This window comes from Halobacillus sp. (assembly GCF_049282395.1).
In the GTDB taxonomy this organism is placed as follows: domain Bacteria; phylum Bacillota; class Bacilli; order Bacillales; family Halobacillaceae; genus Halobacillus.
Map to the genome: position 1 here is coordinate 1 of NZ_JBAPTY010000264.1, position 2,557 is coordinate 2,557.

Annotated in this window: 3 protein-coding genes and 1 pseudogene; 1 reads left to right on the top strand and 3 read right to left on the bottom strand. The window is 35.3% G+C overall.

The window, feature by feature from the left end; translation table 11 throughout:
- Nucleotides 1-164: pseudogene (locus tag WAM07_RS11185) on the top strand (pyridine nucleotide-disulfide oxidoreductase); the annotation flags it as partial.
- A 207-nt stretch (nucleotides 165-371) separates the two neighbouring features.
- Here the strand turns inward: WAM07_RS11185 and WAM07_RS11190 are convergent.
- The 3 genes from WAM07_RS11190 to WAM07_RS11200 all read right to left on the bottom strand — a co-directional run bounded on the left by WAM07_RS11190 (nucleotide 372) and on the right by WAM07_RS11200 (nucleotide 2,311).
- Nucleotides 372-1,010: a FusB/FusC family EF-G-binding protein gene (locus tag WAM07_RS11190; protein WP_422166891.1), complete on the bottom strand. Its 639-nt coding sequence runs from the start codon at nucleotides 1,008-1,010 to the stop codon at nucleotides 372-374.
- 461 nt (nucleotides 1,011-1,471) lie between these two features.
- Nucleotides 1,472-1,804, bottom strand: coding sequence for a DUF4257 domain-containing protein (locus WAM07_RS11195; RefSeq protein ID WP_422166892.1), 333 nt, complete (start codon nucleotides 1,802-1,804; stop codon nucleotides 1,472-1,474).
- 216 nt (nucleotides 1,805-2,020) lie between these two features.
- Nucleotides 2,021-2,311: a hypothetical protein gene (locus WAM07_RS11200; protein WP_422166894.1), complete on the bottom strand. Its 291-nt coding sequence runs from the start codon at nucleotides 2,309-2,311 to the stop codon at nucleotides 2,021-2,023.
- Nucleotides 2,312-2,557 lie beyond the last annotated feature (246 nt).

Below are 2,557 nucleotides of genomic sequence, written 5' to 3' on the forward strand. Positions count from 1 at the left end.
TCAGTGAAAACCAACATCTTATTGTTGATCCCAGGACAAAAATGACAAGTGTACCTAATTTATGGGCGTCAGGCGATGTGGCTGCTCATTCAGAATTAGTTACGGCTGCTATGGGAGAAGGTTCACTTGCTGCTATTTGGATTCATAAGGAGTTACTGAAGTAATAGGAGATGGACGTAGAATGCTCTCTTTATTCCTTGCCAAAGATGTTCAATAAGTCTTAACCCGTCATAACCTGTCTGACGTCATCGTGATTATACGAAGTAAGGTGACGAGCAGCTGACCATCTTCTTTCGAGAATATTTATCTACCTAATAATAATAAAAGAACAAAGGCCCACAAAACTAAATGGTTTGCAGGCCTTTGTTCTTTTATTCTGTCATTAATTCAATAAAGATTTTAAGTGGTTGCAGTGATTTCAAGTTCTCGTTACAACGATGGCTATCCTTACATATATAATTACCACGGCTGATTGGGTATTCTGATATCTTTTGCTTAATGGATGTGGTAAACATTCCAACTTCTTCATGTTCCTTACAAATTGCGCAAATGCCACTCTGCTTGGAAGGCTTGAAGTTCCCTTGAATACCCAGTAAATCACCGTTCTTATAGGTCGCAATATATTTTTGGTTAGCTCCTGAGTCATTCCAACCTAAGTAAGACAGAGTACTCCATTCAATATTTTGTAACGAAGGAACGTTAAGTTTTTTAACTTTAGGAAATAATCGTTTAATGGTTTGCTCCTTAAGCGGGGGAAATGTAAAGACATGCTGTTTTAAGCGAGAGAGGAAAAAAATCGCGTCTGTTTCGTCTTTTACATCCTGAACTTGTTCAATAATTTCTTTTTGATCATTTGATAAATCTGAGAATAAATCAACGACTTTTTCTCTAGTCATAGATTTTAAGGCTTGCGTGACAGCCTGATCGTTCATGGATGTGTGCGTACTTAGCAGAGTTGTTATCTGGTCCTTGATGAAATTATACTGATCCGCTCTGATGAATGATTCCATATTTATACCTCCATGATGGCTTATATTAGATTGGGGGCGTATTGTAATATCCTTAGCTATTATTTTACAAAAAATTTGAAAAGCTATACAAGTTTAAAGACTTTTGAAGTAAGACAATTAATCCAGGGGAGTTAACGAATAGTTATTTGTTCGGGTTAAGGTTTATATCTTAATTTCTTTATTATAATCAGCGATTTGCTGAAAAAGAGGACTTCATTAAATATGGAATAATTGAATATAAGCTGTGAGACGCATTTTATAACACCAGCTTTCAGATATATTTAAAAGCTGGTTAGGGGAAATGGAATAAATCCTTTAGGCTGATCGAATACAGAACAGTGAGATTTTAGATTATCCATATAAAAACTGAAATGAATTTATAGTCTGAACGAGGATAGAGGTTTGAGGTTATGTAAGAGGAAGACGAAGGATTAAAAAAATTAGGACTGGAATCGAGATGGTTATTTTAATCTTTGATTGATGCGATCCAATCCTTCAATTTTTGCTTTCTCAGTGCTCAGTTCTTTTCTCAGTAAGACATTTTCGGCCGTCATGCCTGCCAAAATCGAAATTCCAACCAGTGTACGTAACACTTCTGGATCAGGAACTAAGTAGGTAACAGCAAATATAGAAGCAGCTGCTCCAATCAGGAAATCGGCTAGAAAACCTAAATATAGTCCCTGCGGTCTTATTCTTTTTTTGGGAAAGACCAATACTTTGCCATTTCTCATCAAATGAGCGATTACACCAGTCAGACCTCCGATTAAACCGGCGATCATTAGTGTATTAGTCACATTCACTCCCCCTAAATTTAGAGTCAAAAAAAAGCGGCTTTGCGAAGATATTTAGAAACATAAGCTAATATGCACTAATCATCGACCAAAGGGTCCGCCTTATAAACTAGCCTTATTATCCCAAAGCACCCATCAATATTATAATGAACACTATGGGTACAGTATACAACTAATTTGTCAGAAAATAAAGACTTTTTTGGATATTTTTTACTTTACTTAGTAATTTATGGGGCTGATTTTATTAATAAGGTCATGTATTTCCTTTTCATAATAAAGTACCTCTTTTTTTGTCGACGCTTCCATCATTTTTTTGAGCATATATTCATACTTTTCCAGATCTTTTGATTCCATCTGGTCTAATTGTGGTTTTTCATCCGTGTGCAATGTATCTAGAAATTGTTGGATCTCTGTGAAATAATATCCTACTTCTTCAGGAGAAGAGGCATTTTTTAATAAAGATAGCATGTGGTCAAATTGTCTTTTCTGACTTTCACTCATTTGAATCAATAGTCTGGGCCTCCTTTTGCTATTCTTCAGTCATATTCACTTATACCACTAACCTGATTCTTTCACACGATTACTGTTAAATTTATGTAGAAAATTCTTCTGATTATAAGGTGTATTATAATAGTATGCCTGGTCAGGATAAAATTCACTATAATCCTGTTCGGATCCCTTGAAGAAAGTAAGTTTGAACAACATAAAAAAACCTGATTGGACTTATATGTTATCCTTCAGGCTTTTCCTTGGTAC

Bases quoted from the DNA above. Each gene is read 5' to 3' on its own strand.
- WAM07_RS11190 (WP_422166891.1), bottom strand. From the start codon at position 1,010: ATGGAATCATTCATCAGAGCGGATCAGTATAATTTCATCAAGGACCAG.